The organism is Hydrotalea sp. AMD, assembly GCF_004100315.1.
Lineage (GTDB): Bacteria > Bacteroidota > Bacteroidia > Chitinophagales > Chitinophagaceae > Hydrotalea > Hydrotalea flava.
In genome coordinates this window covers 202,439-219,430 of sequence record NZ_SCKY01000006.1, presented here as the reverse complement: position 1 = coordinate 219,430, position 16,992 = coordinate 202,439, and the positions used below count along the sequence as shown (strand labels likewise).

Sequence of the window (16,992 nt, the reverse complement as noted above, 5' to 3'; positions counted from 1 at the left end):
TAAAAGGGAATATTTTTATGGGGTAAAGGTACAGTTGATTACAACCAAAAATGGTATACCGGTTGAAATTTGTTTTTCACCTGGTAGCGAACATGATGTAGAAGCCTTGCAGAAAATGTTTATGGATTTGCTGCCAGAGAGCTCTTTATTTGGAGACAGTGCCTATACAGCATATGAATTAGAAGAATTATATAAAGAAACTGAGCTGATAGAGTTAAAAATATGCAGAAAATCAAACAGTAAAAAACCAGATAAACCTTATCATGCTTTTATTAAAAATGCAATGAGAAAACGTATAGAAACCACTATTAGTGAAATTGTAGAAATGACACCCCATTCTATTCACGCAGTCACTAAAGATGGATTCTTACTTAAAATATTACTATTCGTTTTAGCTTTTCAAGTAAAAGCAATCGTTTAAAATAGGAAACTTGAATTATTTAAAAAAATAAATGGAAAATTAACTGATGTTAATTTATTAGATCTGGTTATATTTTCATTTAACAGCTATGAAAAAGTACATAATATATCCAGTATAATTAAAAAATATGGTATACCCATTTGGGATATTTCAATTGTCATAAAAAATCAAAACGGATTTAATACATTAGTGACTCCAGTTATAAATGAGGAAAATAATACTAATGCATTGATATTTTTTTACAAATACAGTAATAATAAGATTTTATTCAAAATCGTAAGTAAAAATAATACACAGCCTTATGTTCAGAAATATGGAAACAAGGGAGCTACTATTTTTTCTGCATCTACACTTTTGGGCTTATTTAGTGCATCCAATAAAAATATACAATTGTTAAGTGATCTTGAAAAATCAATGCAGCTTTCAACAAATAATATTGCCAATAACGGATTAATAATATCATATATTTGCTGGGATTATACATGGGCATATTCTAATTCAGATGGTAGCGTAGTAGTTGGGGTTATGCCCCAATGCAGTTACCAGTTTACCATAAATTTGGGTGATATTATAAATATGGATGGCAGTTCAGGTTATCTTGATGATATTAATTGTGCAGAAAATTGCGCTATGATTTTTACTGATTTGGTTTCAAACTCTACGACAGCTTCCTATACAGTTTCTACACAGGTTGGAGATGTTGATGACTTTCGGAAATCTAAAATTATGCAATGGGTGATACTTACAAATCCCACTTTTCAACTAATTTCTTCAGAATCAGGTATTGTGAAATTAGTAGATAAGCAAAGTAATGTTTGGAATTGGGAGTCGTTAACACATCAAAATATTACAATGGTCGGCAATCCAATTGGTGGAGCGGTATCATTTAATCAGGGAGTTGGCACCCCCTCGTTTGTAGCAGGTACCCCTAATGTTTTATATGCGGGTATGTCACTTGATTTTAATGTTACTTATCATCCAATTTGTAATTGTACTCTTCCTAATTTACTGGATCAAAGTGTTAATTATAATTCCACAATCATTGGTTGGCCTGCAAAACCATAAATAAATTTTTGAGTTGTTTTATTTTTAAAAGATGAATAAATTATATACATTAATTATAATGTTACTTAGTTTAAATACAAAAATTGATTGCTTTCATTCTTCGGTAAATAGGAAGATTACAGGTTTTCAAATAATAGATTATTATGATATATATGTAACCAATAAAGATAGTCTCAATTCAATTAAATATATAAACTTTAATGATACTATTTCAGTTTTTAAATTAGAAAATTATACTTTGTATAAACTTAAACCAGTATATAATTTCCAAAATAATGCAAAAATATTTAATTCTGAACGTTATTTTTTATTCAGGAATTTTGATTCTTTGGGGTATTATTTTTCTTCTATTTATGATACTTCTCATGGAGTTTATTATCCGGTTGACTCGTTTTTAAGAGTAAATGCACATTACGGACAGATAAATAATTTTAAAGATTCACTGGCAAAGGATAGTTCATACTTATATGCTACGATACACTATGGAAATAACATTTTGCTGGAAAAATATGTGCATTTTGATAATTACAAAGGGGAAAATTCTTTTGATTCATTTTATTTATATTATGATTCATTTATGAGAAATATTCCATATAGTTTTTCTAACTATATGGATAACCTAATGAAAATGAAGCTTTTCAAAATAGAAATTATCTTCAATAAAATGGTAGATATTGAAACCGGGTTTACTATACCTAAAAGGAGAATTTTTATTGAACTTCGTAAAATGGACCCTATGCCAGATGAAAATATTTATAATACTTTTATAAGATTTTTAAAACAAGCAAACATTTCTCTTTTTGTAAGCTCATTTTTGCAGGTACAATCATTTTTTAAATTCAATTGATAAAAAAGCTTTGTTTGCATAATTGTGTTTTACTTTATCATATGTTTTGTATTGATTACTTATTAAATGGTATTGATTACTTATTAAATATCTATGATTACAAAGTATAGCATTTTTTCACTTTTTTTAATAATCTTACTCCCAACTACACCCAATAGGGGCGCCTGGTGGCGGTTCAACCGGTTGTGGCAGTTGCATTTTTTCAGGATGTTCTACTCGTTCAACTGCATAGCTGTAGTGTGCTGCTAAGCTTGGCCTCGCTGCAATTTGCCTGGCAGCCCATTTTTTTAAATCGGTTAACCTGCTGTAACAAATGGCTTTTACCGCATAATTGGCTTTTTTATCCTGATACAAATTCAGTAGCCAGCTAATTACCTGTTGTTGTGTTTGCAGTTGTATCTGTAGAGCCAAATCTTTTGATAAGGGTTCCTTCCAAGTTTGTTGTATAATGGCATCCAATACATCATCCCAACCCAGCGTATGCGCAATAGCTTTGTTTTCTACCAATCTATTGGCACGTTCGGGGTTGAATAAAAAACCCATCTCAAAATTTACCAGGGCTTCTGCAGCCGATAATGCATCAAACGCCGGCGCAGTTCTTTTCTCAAATAACTCACCCACATTGTAATACATGGGCGGACGCGGTGGTATTAATTGAATAATTTGATTAGATAGCGTTAATACATTGGGCGATAAGCATTGCAATGCACCATTCAATGCTTTTTGTTGCACTTCCATTGGTAATATATCCGGTTTTTGTTGTAACGCATCACCTCTAACTGAATAACTGTAATTCATTCCGCCAATTAATTTACAAACGGCTTCTAATTGGTAACGATGAAAATTGTATAAGGGTACCAATGCGTCTTCTAATTTAGCCAAAGGTGTTCCAACGGTTATGGCTTGCTGTGAAAAGTTATCAAGTGCTTTTGCTCTAACTTTCAACAATGTATTCAATTCATCAACCGCATCTTTTCCATTATCCCATAAATGTGCATAAGGGTGCATTCCTCCGGTAGCACGGGCATCCATATCGGCAATAAATAAAATACCATCTTTTGTATTCTTCTTTAAAATACTATCTAATGCCCGAGGTTCGTTTGTTCCGGGTTTAAATTGGGCATATCCATAAGTAATGGCCCTTTTATCCCATTCACCAATGCCATTGGTATAAGCGGTTGAAAAATCAATTTCATTGTTATTGTTTACAAAAACATCGGGATGCGGATAATCCATTACAGAAGCGCGGTTGTTGTAGCTGGAAGCGTAATTGTGTTGTAAGCCCAAAGTATGGCCAACTTCATGTGCGGCCAATTGCCGTAAACGCTGCAGGGCTGTGGCTTGCATAACAGAGGAAACGGGTTGTGTGGTTGAAAAAGGTGAAAGCAATGCAGTATAAATTAAATAATCCTGCCGAACACGCAAAGAACCTAAGGTTACCTGTCCTTTTATAATTTCTCCGGTTCTGGGGTCGGTAATAGAAGCGCCATAGCTCCAGCCTCGAGTAGAGCGGTGTACCCAATTAATAACATTGTAACGAATATCCATCGGATCAGCCGAATCGGGTAATACTTTTACTTGGAATGCGTTTTTAAAACCAGCGGCTTCAAAGGCTTCATTCCACCAAGAAGCGCCTTCTATTAATGCGGAACGAATGGGTTCCGGTGTTCCATTATCTACATAATAAATAATGGGGTTTACCGGTTCGCTGATTGCCTGATTGGGATATTTTTTGATGAGCCGGTGCCTGTTAATAAACATTTGTTGAATTTGTTCAGAAAAGGGACTACTAAAATCGTAATAACTCATTCCAAAATAGCCGCTGCGAATATCGTAGCGCCTTGGTGTATAACCATGATCGGGTAATTGTACAAATGAATGGTGCATTCTAACGGTAATAGCCTCTTTCGATGGGGTAACTGAGGTAATCATTTTTCCTGCATCATCACCACCGGTAAATGTAATGGTAGCTTCTAATTCAGTATTCAGCGGAAAATTTTTTGTGTTGGGTAAGTAAATGGCCGATCGGCTTTCATTAAACTGATAAGTGCCCTGCTTCATTTCTTTTATTTTAGCAGCAACACCTTGTGCATCGCGTAATAAGAATGGGGTTACATCAATTAAATATTGATTGCCATCCTGTGCTGCAATATCAAAACTGCCTAAGACAGATTGTGCAAACGATTCTGCAACAGCTCGTTGCTCATTTTTATCATTAGTTGTTGCCCTATAAGCCTCATTGGGTTGTATGAGTAATAATTTTTTTCCTGCTTTGGTGAAAGATACAATTCTTGAATTGCCAATCAGCCCTCGGTCAAAGCCCAAATCATTGGAACCAATGCCTGCAGGCAAACTGTTTACATATAAAAATTGTGTGTCAGATTTATCAACCAGCATCCATATTTTTCCGGTTGCATCATCCCACCAAAAAGGGAAGAACCCATTATAGGCTTTCATGTGCGCTGTTTTGGCCGCGATGGTACCATTGTTTTGTGCAGAGGCCTGTTGTATACAACAGCATAGCAGAAATATGCTAATTATTTTATTCATGGCAGTTGTTTTGTGAATTAAAGATATTGAATAAGCTCAATGAAAAGTAAATCGATTGATGGATGGCGATTTCATTGGTGTGAAAATAATTCTTTGGTTAATGCATATTAGTTTTTTAAATTATAATCTGTAAAACCTCAGCGGTATTCATTTTCAGGTTTAGGTTACAATAAAAAAGCCGTCTCCCATTTAAGGAGAAGGCTTACTGATTTTTAGTTGCAATGTTTAGAATTAAGCGCCGGCAGTGGGCGTGTTATTTTCGCTCGCTTCTGTATGGCTTACTTCTACCATTGGCATTGCCATTTCCTGAACTACTGTAGGTGCTGCAACAGGAGCAGTAGCTTTTTTTACTGACTTTTTAGGTGTGGCTTTTTTAGCAACTGCTTTTTTAGGAGCGGCTTTCTTCACCGCTTTTTTGGGAGTAGCTTTCTTAACAACCTTTTTAAGAGCAGCTTTTTTTACTGACTTTTTAGCAACTACTTTTTTAGGAGCAGCTTTTTTTAGTACCTTTTTGGGGGTTGCCTTTTTAGCAACTGCTTTTTTGGGCGCTATCTTTTTTTTGCTTGCTTTTGCCATAATAGGTGTGTTTGTGTAATGGTGAAATAATTTGATACGAAAGTTAAATAATATCTTTTATAAAATTGCATTCTTTCTATAAAAAGAGATAAATATTTTTATTATTGTCCGGCAAAACTTAACTTAAAAATCGCTGTAATCCTTTGCTGTAAAGAATTACAGGCTAAAAAATGGTTGTTTCAAAATTGGAGGGAGTACCCCATCTTTTGAAATCGGCTGAAATATGGTTCTGTAAAGGGTTTGAACCATTATTTTACAATTTTAGTCGGACAACAATAAAATATTTTATTATTTTTTTTTAAAATGAAACAGGATTCAAGGTGTGTTCATCTATTTTTTCTGCAGTATTCAACCTCAGGTGTTGCATTCTGTTATAGTAATTATGATTGAAAGTGAAAGCATTTTTTTAAGTACAGAATAGAAGTACCTGATTTTTTGTAACTATATTGTTTCACCTGAAATTTTAATACCGCATGTACCGCCCGGTACTAAATTGGATTATTTTGAAGGAAATACCTATGTAAGTTTGGTGGGCTTTTATTTTACAAATACTGCTTTAAAAGGTATATCCATCTCTTTTTATCGGCAATTCGAAGAATTTAACCTGCGTTTTTATGTTCGTTTTAAAAAAGGGAATAACCTGGAAGAGCAGAGTAGTATTCATTAATGAAATTGTTCCTAAAAGAATGATTACTTATGTTGCCCGATTAATGTACAGCGAACATTACCATTACCCCCTAATGCGCCACACCATACAAAGCAATGATAAAAACATACTGATTCGCTATGAATGGAAACTTGCAAATGAATGGAATGGAATACATGTAAATGTTGATGCGACGCCCTGTTGGGCTTTTCCGAATTCTAAATCAAGTTTTATTACATAAAATTTTTATGTGTATACCAAACGAGCCGCTCAGGTTACATCTGCTTATCAGGTAATACATCCATCCTGGCAAATTTATCCTGTTCAAGCTTATAAAATTCATTGTAATGCAGCGGCATTGTACGGAGCAGCTTTTACACCGGTTTTATCGCAAGCACCGCAATCTGTATTTCTGGCCGAAGGTTCTTCGGTAAAAATTATTAACCGGCAGTTACTACGATTTTAATATGCTTTCATTGAGAATTAGTTCTGGTAATTGCTGCGTATTGTTTATCAGATATACTGTATTATGGCTTAGATGGCAACCTTACTGTAACTTTGCAGTTCATTAATTTTATAGGGTATGAAAAAAACGGTGGTAATAGGTGCTTCTGAAAATCCGGCAAGGTATAGTTATCTGGCAGTTGATCGGCTTACACAGCATGGTCACCCGGTAATAGCCATTGGTAATAAGCCGGGGCATATTGGTGCGGTGCCCATTATTACAACACATCCTGCAGAAAGCAATGTAGATACGGTAACGCTTTATGTTAATCCGGCTATTCAAACAGTTTTATACGATTATATTTTTTCTCTACATCCCAAACGCATTATTTTTAATCCAGGTGCAGAAAATCCGGAATTATGCCAAATGGCAAAAGAAAAAAACATTCAATGTTTAGAGGCTTGTACATTGGTGTTGCTATCTACAAATCAATATTAAATTGGTTTTATTTTTTAAACAGCTTTGTAATGAACTATATTCGTTTGTGATAGAAACAGGCAATTCTTATGCAAATAAAGCAAGTACAAAAAGGAGCAGACATAAAAGCGTTTTTAGAAGTGAATGTGGCCATGAATGCCGGTAATCCGAATTATATACAGCCCCTCAATCATGAAGTGGAGGCAGTATTTAATCAGCAGAAAAATAAATTGTTTAAATATGGTACCATTCAACGTTGGATTTTACTGGATGATGATGGTACAGCCATTGGCAGAATTGCTGCATTTACCAATACCAAATATGTAAACAAAGGAACCGATTTTGCCACTGGTGGAATTGGTTTTTTTGATTGTATTGATAATCAGAAAGCTGCAAATTTTTTATTTAACACCGCTAAGAACTGGCTACAACAACAAGGGATGATGGCGATGGATGGCCCCATTAATTTTGGCGACAGAAACAAATGGTGGGGTTTACTGGTGGAAGGATTTGATAAAGAACCGGTGTATGGTTTAAGTTTTAATCCGGCTTATTATCAAAAATTATTTGAGGATTATGGTTTTCAAAATTATTATAATCAGTATTATTATGCCATGAATGTGGATGATCCGCTTCCGGCAAGATTTGCTGAAAGACATGCAAAGTTTAAAGCAAAAAAAGGATACGAAGCCCACCATGCAAATTTGAATGAATTGGAGAAATATGCTGCAGATTTTACGGAAGTGTACAATCAGGCCTGGGCACAACACGGCGAAGCAAAAGAAATTACCAAGGATCAGGTATTAAAATTGTTTCAAAGTATGAAGCCTATTATGGATCCACGGATGGTATGGTTTGCATATTACAATAATGAGCCCATTGCCATGTTTATTAATATTCCGGATGTGAACCAGTATTTTAAATTTTTTAAAGGAAAATTTGGATGGTGGCAAAAACTGCAATTATTGTGGATGAAAAAACGCGGTACCTGTAAAAAATTAACCGGACTGGCGTTTGGTGTTATACCCAAATACCAGGCATTGGGCATTGATAGTTTTTTAATTTATGAAAGTGCTTTGCTGGTGCAGGGAAAAGGCTGGTATGAAAGTTACGAAATGGGGTGGGCAGGCGACTGGAATCCTAAAATGATTAATATCTACAAAAGCTTAGGCGCTGTACAAAGTCGCCGCCTGATTACGTATCGCTATATTTTTGATACCAATCAGTATCCATTTGAAAGGCATCCGCCTATGGAATATAAACAATAAGCCGTTGCATTGCTTAAACTTTTTTAGATGTGCATTAACTGTAACGCATAATGGGTATACCGTTACCATCCCATTCAGGAAATAAAATATTGTTTTGATGAATGTTTAAGTGTGTATTGGCTACTGCGCTAAATACACTTCTAAAGTCGGTTGATACTGGTAAATCGCGCTGGTCTTCCAAATCTTCTTTGACCAAACTTTTAATTTGGTGGTAAACTTTTCCGCCCTGCACATCATTCCCCAAAACAAAAAGGCAACTTGCTCTACCATGATCGGTTCCGCCGGTACCATTCTGATGCACTGTTCGGCCAAATTCAGTCATGGTCATAAGGGTTACTTCCTCCTGATAGGCGGCAATATCTTCCCAAAAGGCTGCAATGCTATCACTAAAATCTTTCAGATTTCGGCCTAAAATTCCATTTTCAGTTCCCTGGTTTACATGGGTATCCCAACCACCGCTTTCAGCAAAAGCCACTTCTAATCCTGCATCCATTTTTATCAAAACAGCTATTTGTTTTAAAGCATTCCCTAATGCTGAGTTAGGATAAACAATACCGGTTTTGGGCGCATATTGTTTCAGGTTATTTACATTCAACATCTTCATGGCTTCAAAACTTTCTTTTCCGGTTTTCTGTAACAATTGCGAACTTGTATTATCGTACAATGCTTCAAATGAATGTACAGCTAATTTACCGGCCAATGGGTTGCCCCGCATTTGAATGGCAAAATCGTTTAAATTACTAATAGCCAATGCTTCATTACTGCCATAAAAACTTCTGGGTAAGGCACTCGTTATACTTACGGCACTAAACGGGGTAGCAGGTTTTCCCATTAAACCAATGGCTCTGTTTAACCAGCCGCTCTCTGTTCCTTTGTTAAAAGGTGTACCACTTTCCATAAAATCCTGTGCATCAAAATGACTGCGGGTGGGATTGGGGCTGCCTACGCCATGTGCAATGGCTAATTGTTTATTTTGGAATAAAGGCGCAAAGGCTTGTAAGGATGGGTGTAAGGCAAAATAACCATCTAAGTCTATCATACTGCCTTCGGTTTTAGCCGGACTCATATATAATGTTGGCCGCATCATTTTTAAATTAGGATCTGCATAAGGGCTAACAGCCATTAATCCATCCATTGCGCCCCGCTGAAAAATGCACACCAGTGTTTTTCTTTTTTGAAAGGGTTTGATGAATTTGTTGCCTGCTGTGGCGGCTTTGGCAATAAAGTTGGGAACACCGCCAATGCCTGCTACAAATAAGGCCAATGCCCCATTGCGCATAAATATTCTTCTATCCATAAATATTTTTTTTATTTTCTTTGAAATTCGGGTGATCCTATAATAATACCTACTACCTGATTTAAGGATGGTGCATTGTTGGTTGTTTTAATTTCTTGTACAGCTATTGTTTGTAATGAATGGTAGGACTCCATTTCTTTAACATGTTCATTATTGTTGTTGGGTTGTTGTTGAGCTGCCTGTTCTACTTTGTTATTCAGGTTTTCATCATGAATTAAAGCAGCAATGCGTTGGATATTTTGTGTATTATCCCTGGCCGGTAACAGTATGGCACTATAGGTTTGTAAAGCAGCATCAACACTTTCAGGTTCGTGGTTGTTGTTTAATGCAGCCAGGTTTACTGTAATGCCGGAAATTTTTTGTGATGCGAAAGCTAATCCAAAATTCATTCTGCTTAATAATGATCCGGTGTTAATCCAATAGTCGGCTCTGTCCGGAAATCCGGTAGGGGCCTGATAATAATAAAATTTTTGTCCCATTTTATTGCACCAGTAAAAAATTTGATAAGGCATGTTTACTTGTGCATTCGTAGCTCTAATGGTACTAATGGCTAGTTCAAAAGGCGATTTGATTTTGGCTCTTTGATTATTTGGATTCCAAAATTCAGGACTATTTACCATGGTAATTAAAACGCTTTTTATATTGCCATTGGTTTTTAAAAAAGTCTGCGCCATTTTTTGGATTAAAGCTGTAGAAGGTGTATCGCTTACAAAATGTTTTGCCAGTGCTGTTGTTATAAATTTTGCAGTAGTGGGTTGGTGTGCCAGCATTATTTCCAAAGCAGTAATGCCTTCCTGATAACCTCCATTGGCCGGGAAATTTTTTCCTAAAAAAGTTTTGGGTGTATCATCGTGTTTATTTGGCCGGAACAAAAAACCATTTTGTATAACAAAGCCGCGTTTTTCCAATTGTTCCGGTGAAGACTTTTCCATGAGCTGATAGGCTGGTCCATTTTTAAACATAGGATACAATCCCCATCCTGTCAGTATTTTGGCTAAAGTTGTTACATCTTGTTGTGTATAACCACCATCCACACCCATGGTATGCAACTCCATTACTTCTCTTGCATAGTTTTCATTTAATCCCTGCGAAGCACGGTTCTTCAATACTGTATTGAAATTGTTTAGTGTTTTGGCCATGTGTTCTAACCGTTTTTCCTCCATCGGATTATTGTTGCTAACGCTACGAGCATTGTCTAAATAGGTTAACATGGCCGGATGCTGCGCTGTAGCCAGCAATAAGACATCAAAATTATCAAGTATGTGTGGTCGTATGGCATCGCGTTCATAAGCCAATACATAAGGAGCGCAATTGGGTTTGGTGAGCGATACGTTAAAATGATTGAACCAAAAATCAGTTAATATTTCCTGCAACTGGTTGTTGCTATATGCGGCTCTGATAATTTTTTGTACAATTAATTGCCTTTCTAACTCAGCAATGAGTTTATAGCCCTGTTGCTGCATAAAAGCTTTTAGTTTTTCGCGGTAAGCTTGTTTACTGAAGGAAGTGTTCCCGTTTTCTATCACTCCCATCTTTCTTGCCAATGCCACTACTTCACCATTATTGGGGTAGGTGTTTGCCATTTCTTCTAATGAAAGATTGGCAGCATCAAGATGTAAAGCCTGCAATCGGTTTGCTAAGGCAGCATCATTTTCATTTCCCTCCAATTGTCTGTAAAACCAGTGTTCAATGCCTTCTTTTGCAACCGCATCAACTTGGCCCGGCGTTGGACCAAATGTAAATCTGTTCAGCAAATAGGCAGCAGCCTGTTCTTTCGTAAAACCCATTTGCAGGTAGGGAAATTTTTTAGGCGGGTGTGGATGGCCTGCATATATAAAACCGGAAATGCCCACCAATATTACTGCAATTATGAATAAAAAACCTACTTTTTTCTGCCGCATCATCTGTTGTTTGTTCCTTCAGATGGATTTTAATGCTGCCGGTTTAAAAAAATAATTTTTTTTATTGTGTTTTTCGGTGAAATCGGGTGTAAGAAGGGTTAATTTTTGCACATAACTTTTTTCTGTTGCCCCGATTGAAATTGCATTTGTTATCTTGCAATTTGTATGGAAAATTTTATTGTTTCGGCACGTAAGTATCGCCCACAAAATTTTAATATGGTTGTGGGCCAAAAACATATTACTACCACTTTAAAAAATGCAATTAAAAACAATCAGATAGCGCACTCTTTTTTGTTTTGTGGCCCAAGAGGAGTAGGCAAAACCACTTGTGCCCGTATTATGGCTAAAACCATTAACTGTACCAATCCAACCCCTGAAGGAGAGGCTTGTAATACCTGTACCAGTTGCGTTTCTTTTGATGCAGGTAATTCAATGAACATTCATGAATTAGATGCGGCCAGTAATAATTCGGTGGAAGATATCAGGAATCTGGTTGATCAGGTTCGTTTTGCACCGCAGGCAGGCAAATACAAAGTATACATTGTAGATGAGGTACACATGTTAAGTACCAGTGCCTTCAATGCTTTTTTAAAAACGCTAGAAGAGCCACCTTCTTATGCCATTTTTATTCTGGCTACAACCGAAAAACATAAAATTTTACCCACCATTCTTTCCCGTTGCCAGATATTCGATTTTAAACGAATTACCATTATCGATACGGTGGAACATTTAGAAGAAATTATTGAAAAAGAAAATATATCTGCCGAGAAAACTGCTCTTCAACTCATTGCTCAAAAAAGTGAAGGATGTATGCGGGATGCTTTGAGTATTCTGGACAAAATTGTAAGTTTTACCAATGGGGTGTTAACTTATCAAAACACGGTAGAACATCTTAATATTTTAGATGACGATTACTATTTTAAACTCTTAGATGCCTTATACAAACAGGATATGGCTGGCGCCATGCTGTTGTATGAAGAAATTAACCAAAAAGGTTTTGAGGGCGATTTGGTGCTGAATGGCTTTGCTTCTTTCATGAGAAATTTATTGCTGTGTAAAGATGCCCGTGCTGCAGTATTATTAGATGTGTTGGAAGGAAGGCAGGAACAGTATGCTGCTACAGCCAATGTAGTAGATGCTTCTTATTTAATTAGTGCCTTAAATATTTTGAATGAAGCAGAAATACAGTTTAAAATGGCCCGCAATAAAAGGCTGCATGTGGAGTTGTGCCTCATTAAACTCAGCTTTTTGCAACAAGCCATACAACTATTTACTGAACAAGGGTCGGTTGTAAAAAAAAAAATAACGGATAGGCCTTTTGCATTGCAGCAAAAAACCATTCCGCAATACCATCCTCCAAAATCAACAAATGCACCCGCTGCAAAATTAATGATTGAGCAAGAGCGTCCTGCTACACCTGTTGCAGCGCCGTTACCGCAATCGGTTGTTCAGGAGCCTAAAACTACTGCTGAAAAAAAGATTCTCAAGCAAACACTACAAACAGATAATAAAAAAAATCTCTTAGATATTTTAAGGGCTAAAGTAAAAGAAGATGTTGAAGTATTGCAGGTGCAGGAAGCAGAAGATTTGCAGATAGAAAAATTAAAAGCCTGCTGGAATGATTTTTGTGAAAAGCTGCAACAAGATGGCGGAAAACCTGCTACCGTTGGAACCTTAAAAATGGCAAAATTAGAACTGATAGATGAGGTGTGCTTTTCTGTAACCGTTCAGGCTTTAACGCAACAAAAATTTATTGAACAGGAAAAAATGCAGCTAACCGATTTTATTCAGCAGGCATTCAATAACAGAGGCATTCGTTTTCATATTTTGGTAGAAAACACGATTCCAGATGAAGTACCTGATCAACTCTCGTTGAACAGTAAGCAACGTTTTGAGAAAATGGCTGAAAAATATCCCTTATTAAAAGAGTTGAAAGAGCGTTTGCGGTTGGCCTTGGATTTATAATACAATGAACGTTAAGTTAATTCACTGGAATATTACCAGTGGTAAAAAACGAAACTACTGTTATGCAAACCATGGCAATAACAGCTTTATGATGTACGGCTTTATACAAAACAGCAATGCCATAAAACAATGCAAAGAATGCTGCTGCAAAAAGCATTACATAAAAATAGTAAATAGCACCTGTTGCATTCAGTATCATCCGCCTGCTTTTTTAGAAAGTTGATAGCTGTATTTATGCAACCATTGCAATATTTTATCGCGCTGGTCGCCCTGAATAATGATTTCTGCATCTTTTACACTGCCACCTGTGCCACAATATTGTTTCAGTTGTTTGCCTAATAAAACACAATCATCCTCTGTTCCAATAAAACCTTTTATGATGGTAACAGTTTTACCGCCCCGGTGCTTGGTATCTAAATGTATGGTTAGTTTTTGTTTTTCCGGCGGCAGTGTTGCTTTCGTTTCATTGTTGTGTACAAATTCAAACTGCGGATCTGTACTGTATACAAAACCTCTTATATCTGTTTTGTTTTTTTTGTTCATAACAACATTGCTTTTAAACTTAAATCCACACTTTTAGCCTGGTGAATTAATCCGCCTACACTAATATAATCCACTCCTGTAGCCGCATAGCTTTCTATATTCTCTAAATGAATACCACCACTGGCTTCAGTTTCAAATTGCTGTTGAATGATGTGTAATGCTTCAGCAATTTGAATAGGGGTAAAATTGTCTAATAATATTCTAAAAATTTTACCTTTTCCTACTTTACAAATTGTGGCTACATCGTTTACATTTCGAGCTTCTATCTCAATTTTTAAATGCGGATGTTGTTGTACATATTGCCAAGAGCGGTTAATGGCATTTTCAATTCCTCCGGCATAATCAATATGATTGTCTTTCAACATCAGCATATCAAATAAACCAAACCGGTGGTTGGTACCGCCACCAATACGCACTGCTTCTTTTTCCAATAATCTGAAATTAGGTGTGGTTTTTCTTGTATCTAATAATTGCGTACGATAGTGCTTTATTTTTTCTGCAAATGCATGTGTAAGTGTAGCAATTCCACTCATCCGTTGCATACAATTCAAAACTAATCTTTCGCACGATAAAATAGTGCGTACTGATGCGTTTACTTCAAATGCTCTATCACCGGGTAGCATAGCGGTGCCATCTTCTTTAAAAATTTCAAATTCGGCTTCAGGTTCAACAAAATGAAAAATTTTTTGTGCCACTGCCACCCCGGCTAAAATACCTGCTTCCTTAATTTTTAAAACGGCTTTACCCTTAGCATCTTTTGCAATACACGAAAGTGTTGTATGATCTCCATCACCAATATCTTCTTTTAATGCTTCTATTATTAAATGGTTTAATCTTTCTTCAAAATTTATCATGTTGGCAATATAATATGTTTCATAAAAAAAGCCCTCGAAAATTAAGAGAGCTTTATATGAATGGTTTTAGAAAAGCTTTAATTTATTCGGACGGATATAATTTGGTGATGCCCATCTTTGTTTCTTAATAACAGTGTAATATTATATCCCCTGTTTTTCCCATTTAATTTTCCGGCCATGTACATAGTGGTACCGGCTTCCCGTTGTGAAGTAAGTTCAAAACCTTGAATGCCGGCATCATTAAAAAATGTTCTTAATGCAATCCCTGCCTGATTTTTCCCTATATTTTTAACTTCTTCTTTACCGGGTAGGGTTAAATCTATATAACTGTCAAAATAACCGGATACACTTTCTGCATTGGCACTCTTCAGGGCGTTCACAATTTCCGATACATCACTCTGAAAGGTAAAAGAAGCCATAACCACTCCTAAACCCATTAACAATAAAAGTTTTTTCATAACACTGAATTTATAATATAACCTACACTAAAAACATGCCAAATAAAATGTTTAACGAAAGTTAAAGTTAGGGGTAGGAAGGTGAAATAACAAATTGAGTACCTTTGTAGCTATGAGCAAGAAAGCAATACTAATTATTATGGATGGATGGGGGCTCGGAAAGAATAAACATGCCGATGCCATTCAACAGGCCAATGTGCCATTTGTAACCTCCTTGTACAATCAATATCCGCATACAACTTTAGTAACCTGTGGTGAAGCAGTAGGGTTGCCTGATGGACAAATGGGCAATAGTGAAGTAGGGCATCTTAATTTAGGAGCTGGCCGTATTGTTTATCAGGAATTACAGCGTATAAATGTAGCTATTCGCGATGGATCATTTGCCAAAAATGCACACCTGCTGGCAGCTATTTCAAAAGCCAAAAATGCACAAAAACCTTTGCATTTGCTGGGTTTGGTAAGCGATGGCGGTGTGCATAGCCACATTAGTCATTTAAAAGCAATATGCAATGTTTGTAAAGAAAACGGATTAAAAGAAGTATATATTCATGCATTTACTGATGGGCGCGACTGTGATCCGAAAAGCGGTTTAGGCTTTATGCAAGACCTGCAACAATTTTTAACAACCAGCGTAGGTAAAATTGCCACCGTTAGCGGAAGGTATTATGCCATGGATAGAGATAAACGTTGGGAGCGCATTCAATTAGCTTACAATGCCATGGTAATGGGTACAGGCAATACGGCTAACAGTGCGGTTCATGCCATCGAACAATCTTATGCTGCAGATATTACTGATGAATTTATTAAACCCACGGTAATTTTTGAAAATGATAAACCGGTGGCAACTATTCAGGATGGTGATGTGGCCATCTGTTTTAATTTTAGAACGGATCGATGCCGCGAAATTACCGATGTATTGACCCAAAACGATCATCCTGACTTTAACATGCATGCTTTGAAAATTGATTATACTACCATGACGGAGTATGACAAAACCTTTCATAATGTACATATTATTTTTGAAAATGATAATCTGAACAATACTTTGGGCGAAGTATTGGCTGCTGCCGGAAAGAAACAAATCAGAATTGCTGAAACTGAAAAATATCCGCATGTTACTTTCTTTTTCAGTGGGGGAAGGGAAGTTCCCTTTGAGGGCGAATCACGTATTATGGTACCCTCGCCCAAAGTGGCCACTTACGATTTAAAACCTGAAATGAGTGCAGTTGAATTAACAGATAAACTCATTCCTGAAATAGAAAAAGGTGATACCGATTTTATTTGTTTGAATTATGCCAATGCAGATATGGTGGGACATACCGGGGTACTCTCTGCCGTAATTAAAGCAGTAGAAACAGTAGATGCCTGCGTAAAAAGGGTAGTAGAAGCTGCATTAAAACAAGATTATATTATTTTTCTTACCGCCGATCATGGTAATGCCGATAACATGATTAATGAGGATGGAACGCCGAATACACAACATTCTTTAAATCTGGTTCCACTGTTTGTAATAGATAATAACTGGCATGGAAATTTGCATCCCGGTAAGTTGGGTGATATTGCTCCAACCATTTTAAAAATGATGCAATTACCTATTCCCAAAGAAATGACAGGCAATATTTTGATTGATTAAAGGGAATACTTATTTTTAGCAAAGCAATGATAATGCTGCACCTTTT

Annotated in this window: 18 protein-coding genes; 10 read left to right on the top strand and 8 right to left on the bottom strand. The window is 36.3% G+C overall.

All coding sequences use genetic code 11. The features are described 5' to 3' along the window. From EO766_RS06290 to EO766_RS06280, 3 genes are all read left to right on the top strand, one after another. Positions 1 to 421 (top strand): transposase (locus tag EO766_RS06290; protein WP_287100807.1); only part of this gene is annotated, 421 nt, incomplete at its 5' end. 189 nt (positions 422 to 610) lie between these two features. Then, a complete protein-coding gene (locus EO766_RS06285) occupies positions 611 to 1,486 on the top strand; it encodes a hypothetical protein (RefSeq protein ID WP_074420522.1) in 876 nt (291 codons plus the stop codon). A 31-nt stretch (positions 1,487 to 1,517) separates the two neighbouring features. Beyond that, positions 1,518 to 2,333 (top strand): hypothetical protein, encoded by an 816-nt coding sequence (locus EO766_RS06280; RefSeq protein WP_074420521.1) that lies wholly within the window; start codon positions 1,518 to 1,520, stop codon positions 2,331 to 2,333. 135 nt (positions 2,334 to 2,468) lie between these two features. Here EO766_RS06280 and EO766_RS06275 read toward each other — a convergent pair whose 3' ends face one another. Together EO766_RS06275 and EO766_RS06270 are read right to left on the bottom strand one after the other, a co-directional pair. Next, entirely contained in the window at positions 2,469 to 4,883 is a 2,415-nt protein-coding gene (locus EO766_RS06275) for a zinc-dependent metalloprotease (RefSeq protein WP_074420520.1), read from the bottom strand. 231 nt (positions 4,884 to 5,114) lie between these two features. Then, positions 5,115 to 5,459 carry a hypothetical protein gene (locus EO766_RS06270; RefSeq protein ID WP_074420519.1) on the bottom strand — a complete coding sequence of 115 codons (345 nt, stop codon included), beginning with the start codon at positions 5,457 to 5,459 and terminating at the stop codon, positions 5,115 to 5,117. 427 nt (positions 5,460 to 5,886) lie between these two features. Between EO766_RS06270 and EO766_RS18415 the strand changes: the two genes are divergently transcribed. From EO766_RS18415 to EO766_RS06255, 5 genes are all read left to right on the top strand, one after another. Further along, on the top strand, positions 5,887 to 6,126 hold the full coding sequence (locus EO766_RS18415; protein ID WP_353744828.1) for a DUF2071 domain-containing protein: 240 nt from the start codon (positions 5,887 to 5,889) through the stop codon (positions 6,124 to 6,126). Continuing rightward, complete coding sequence (locus tag EO766_RS18410; RefSeq protein WP_081301347.1) at positions 6,074 to 6,346, top strand: DUF2071 domain-containing protein; 273 nt, start codon at positions 6,074 to 6,076, stop codon at positions 6,344 to 6,346. Before EO766_RS18415 ends, EO766_RS18410 begins: the two co-directional genes overlap by 53 nt. A gap of 9 nt (positions 6,347 to 6,355) precedes the next feature. Then, on the top strand, positions 6,356 to 6,571 hold the full coding sequence (locus EO766_RS18405; RefSeq protein WP_081301346.1) for a YqjF family protein: 216 nt from the start codon (positions 6,356 to 6,358) through the stop codon (positions 6,569 to 6,571). Between the two features lie 117 nt (positions 6,572 to 6,688). Further along, positions 6,689 to 7,048: a CoA-binding protein gene (locus EO766_RS06260; protein ID WP_074420557.1), complete on the top strand. Its 360-nt coding sequence runs from the start codon at positions 6,689 to 6,691 to the stop codon at positions 7,046 to 7,048. Between the two features lie 68 nt (positions 7,049 to 7,116). Continuing rightward, positions 7,117 to 8,295, top strand: a complete 1,179-nt coding sequence (locus tag EO766_RS06255) for a hypothetical protein (RefSeq protein WP_074420556.1) — start codon at positions 7,117 to 7,119, stop codon at positions 8,293 to 8,295. 34 nt (positions 8,296 to 8,329) lie between these two features. Here the strand turns inward: EO766_RS06255 and EO766_RS06250 are convergent, their stop codons facing one another. Beyond that, on the bottom strand, positions 8,330 to 9,592 hold the full coding sequence (locus tag EO766_RS06250; protein WP_218330565.1) for a DUF1501 domain-containing protein: 1,263 nt from the start codon (positions 9,590 to 9,592) through the stop codon (positions 8,330 to 8,332). A gap of 11 nt (positions 9,593 to 9,603) precedes the next feature. Further along, entirely contained in the window at positions 9,604 to 11,496 is a 1,893-nt protein-coding gene (locus EO766_RS06245; protein ID WP_287100806.1) for a DUF1800 domain-containing protein, read from the bottom strand. A 162-nt stretch (positions 11,497 to 11,658) separates the two neighbouring features. Between EO766_RS06245 and EO766_RS06240 the strand changes: the two genes are divergently transcribed. Next, on the top strand, positions 11,659 to 13,458 hold the full coding sequence (locus tag EO766_RS06240; protein WP_287100805.1) for a DNA polymerase III subunit gamma/tau: 1,800 nt from the start codon (positions 11,659 to 11,661) through the stop codon (positions 13,456 to 13,458). Between the two features lie 16 nt (positions 13,459 to 13,474). Here EO766_RS06240 and EO766_RS06235 read toward each other — a convergent pair whose 3' ends face one another. From EO766_RS06235 to EO766_RS06220, 4 genes are all read right to left on the bottom strand, one after another. After that, positions 13,475 to 13,657, bottom strand: coding sequence for a hypothetical protein (locus tag EO766_RS06235; RefSeq protein ID WP_287100804.1), 183 nt, complete (start codon positions 13,655 to 13,657; stop codon positions 13,475 to 13,477). Then, on the bottom strand, positions 13,654 to 14,001 hold the full coding sequence (locus EO766_RS06230; protein ID WP_218330561.1) for a translation initiation factor: 348 nt from the start codon (positions 13,999 to 14,001) through the stop codon (positions 13,654 to 13,656). The genes EO766_RS06235 and EO766_RS06230 overlap by 4 nt, the downstream gene beginning before the upstream one ends. Continuing rightward, complete coding sequence (nadC, locus tag EO766_RS06225; RefSeq protein ID WP_218330560.1) at positions 13,998 to 14,855, bottom strand: carboxylating nicotinate-nucleotide diphosphorylase; 858 nt, start codon at positions 14,853 to 14,855, stop codon at positions 13,998 to 14,000. The genes EO766_RS06230 and nadC overlap by 4 nt, the downstream gene beginning before the upstream one ends. A 77-nt stretch (positions 14,856 to 14,932) precedes the next feature. Then, positions 14,933 to 15,313 (bottom strand): DUF4783 domain-containing protein, encoded by a 381-nt coding sequence (locus EO766_RS06220; protein ID WP_218330559.1) that lies wholly within the window; start codon positions 15,311 to 15,313, stop codon positions 14,933 to 14,935. A 112-nt stretch (positions 15,314 to 15,425) separates the two neighbouring features. Here EO766_RS06220 and gpmI point away from each other — a divergent pair, with 112 nt between their 5' ends. Further along, complete coding sequence (gene gpmI, locus EO766_RS06215) at positions 15,426 to 16,946, top strand: 2,3-bisphosphoglycerate-independent phosphoglycerate mutase (RefSeq protein WP_218330558.1); 1,521 nt, start codon at positions 15,426 to 15,428, stop codon at positions 16,944 to 16,946. Positions 16,947 to 16,992: the final 46 nt, after the last annotated feature.

What these genes read in the sequence shown, in the direction of transcription:
- EO766_RS06245 (WP_287100806.1), bottom strand. Translation starts at nt 11,496, where the DNA reads ATGATGCGGCAGAAAAAAGTAGGTTTTTTATTCATAATTGCAGTAATA.
- EO766_RS06235 (WP_287100804.1), bottom strand. Translation starts at nt 13,657, where the DNA reads ATGATACTGAATGCAACAGGTGCTATTTACTATTTTTATGTAATGCTT.
- EO766_RS06230 (WP_218330561.1), bottom strand. Translation starts at nt 14,001, where the DNA reads ATGAACAAAAAAAACAAAACAGATATAAGAGGTTTTGTATACAGTACA.
- gpmI (WP_218330558.1), top strand. Translation starts at nt 15,426, where the DNA reads ATGAGCAAGAAAGCAATACTAATTATTATGGATGGATGGGGGCTCGGA.
- EO766_RS06240 (WP_287100805.1), top strand. Translation starts at nt 11,659, where the DNA reads ATGGAAAATTTTATTGTTTCGGCACGTAAGTATCGCCCACAAAATTTT.
- EO766_RS06280 (WP_074420521.1), top strand. Translation starts at nt 1,518, where the DNA reads ATGAATAAATTATATACATTAATTATAATGTTACTTAGTTTAAATACA.
- EO766_RS06270 (WP_074420519.1), bottom strand. Translation starts at nt 5,459, where the DNA reads ATGGCAAAAGCAAGCAAAAAAAAGATAGCGCCCAAAAAAGCAGTTGCT.
- EO766_RS06275 (WP_074420520.1), bottom strand. Translation starts at nt 4,883, where the DNA reads ATGAATAAAATAATTAGCATATTTCTGCTATGCTGTTGTATACAACAG.
- EO766_RS06250 (WP_218330565.1), bottom strand. Translation starts at nt 9,592, where the DNA reads ATGGATAGAAGAATATTTATGCGCAATGGGGCATTGGCCTTATTTGTA.
- EO766_RS06220 (WP_218330559.1), bottom strand. Translation starts at nt 15,313, where the DNA reads ATGAAAAAACTTTTATTGTTAATGGGTTTAGGAGTGGTTATGGCTTCT.
- EO766_RS06255 (WP_074420556.1), top strand. Translation starts at nt 7,117, where the DNA reads ATGCAAATAAAGCAAGTACAAAAAGGAGCAGACATAAAAGCGTTTTTA.
- nadC (WP_218330560.1), bottom strand. Translation starts at nt 14,855, where the DNA reads ATGATAAATTTTGAAGAAAGATTAAACCATTTAATAATAGAAGCATTA.
- EO766_RS06260 (WP_074420557.1), top strand. Translation starts at nt 6,689, where the DNA reads ATGAAAAAAACGGTGGTAATAGGTGCTTCTGAAAATCCGGCAAGGTAT.
- EO766_RS18410 (WP_081301347.1), top strand. Translation starts at nt 6,074, where the DNA reads ATGTTCGTTTTAAAAAAGGGAATAACCTGGAAGAGCAGAGTAGTATTC.